The 1,315-nt window shown below is 59.7% G+C and carries 2 protein-coding genes; both read left to right on the top strand.

Features of this window, described 5'->3' with window-relative positions; genetic code table 11:
• The coding region (uppS, locus tag V6C16_RS13475; protein ID WP_333543464.1) for a polyprenyl diphosphate synthase at positions 1–385 on the top strand (385 nt) is incomplete at its 5' end.
• On the top strand, positions 375–1,193 hold the full coding sequence (locus tag V6C16_RS13470; RefSeq protein ID WP_333534289.1) for a phosphatidate cytidylyltransferase: 819 nt from the start codon (positions 375–377) through the stop codon (positions 1,191–1,193). The genes uppS and V6C16_RS13470, both read left to right, overlap by 11 nt.
• The last annotated feature ends 122 nt before the right edge of the window (positions 1,194–1,315 follow it).

Raw genomic sequence — 1,315 nt, 5'->3', positions numbered from 1 at the left:
GGCCCTGCGCCACGCCATAAAGCGCACGGCCGACGGCGCGCATATGGTTTTGAACCTGGCTCTCAACTATGGCTCGCGGGCCGAGCTGGTGCGCGCCATGCAATCTTTTCTGCATGACGGCGCACGGCCCGAAGACATCACTGAAGAAAGCCTGGCACAGCGCCTTTATACCGCAGGTCAGCCCGACCCGGACCTGCTCATCCGTACCAGCGGCGAGCAGCGCCTGAGCAATTACCTGCTGTACCAGTGCGCTTACAGTGAACTGTACTTTACCCAGGTGGCATGGCCCGATTTTGACGCCGCGCAGTTGCGCCTGGCACTGGAAGCTTACGCCGCGCGGTCGCGCCGCTTTGGCAAAACACAGGAGCAAATAGATGCCCATTGAACCCACCGCCAATCCCATCGACATCCGCCGCATCATAACCGGCGTATTGCTGGCCGCAGTGCTGTTGCTGGTGCTCTGGCTGCGGGGCTGGCCCCTGCTGTTTGTCATTCTGCTGGTATCGGCCCTGGGGCTGTGGGAATTCTATTCTCTTTTCTGGGGTCCCGGGGACCGTATTCCCAGCCGCGTGTGCGCCATCGCCCTGGGCTGGGGCATGCTTTGCCTCACCTGGATGAACCGCCCGCAGGACGCCCTGGTGTGCCTCGGCGCGGGTTTTGTTCTTTCGGCCATGAGCTTTCTTTTCCGCTGGGACGTTGTTGAGGAAGACAACGCCTTTGTTTCCAGCGGCATTTTCATGGCCGGACTGGCCTATGTGCCTCTGCTGCTCCTGCCGGCCACCTATCTTTCCACCACCAAGCTCATCTTCGTCATTGCCGCCGTGGCTATTTCCGATACTGCCGCCTATTTTGTGGGTACGCGCTTCGGACATCACAAGCTGTGGCCCCGCGTCAGCCCCAAAAAAAGCTCTGAAGGCGCCGTGGGCAGCCTGGTGGCCTGCGTGATTTTTTGCGCCATTTACGGCGAGCTTTACGGCAAGACGGGCTGGTTGTCCTTTGCCCTGCTGGGCATTGCCGTCAACGCCTTTGCCCAGGTGGGCGACCTGTTCGAGTCGGCCCTCAAGCGTTCGGTCAACGTAAAGGACTCCGGCCATCTGCTGCCGGGACACGGCGGCGTGCTGGACAGGGCAGACAGCCTGCTCTTTGCCATGCCTATGGTGGCCGTGGTTGACCAGTGGTTTTTCTTCTTTTAGAGCAATTTCACTTTGAAATTGCTCTGGCGGCTGCGTGAGCAGACGTTCGCTACGGAGGCGTAAGCGCAGTTTATCTGCGCGGTTAAACGCCGAAGTGAGCGTGCCTTAAACTTTGAGAATGT

The organism is Desulfovibrio sp. 1188_IL3213, from assembly GCF_036763145.1.
Taxonomy (GTDB): Bacteria; Desulfobacterota; Desulfovibrionia; order Desulfovibrionales; family Desulfovibrionaceae; genus Desulfovibrio.
The sequence above is the reverse complement of the archived record's forward strand: the minus strand, read 5'-3'. Positions and strand labels throughout refer to the sequence as shown.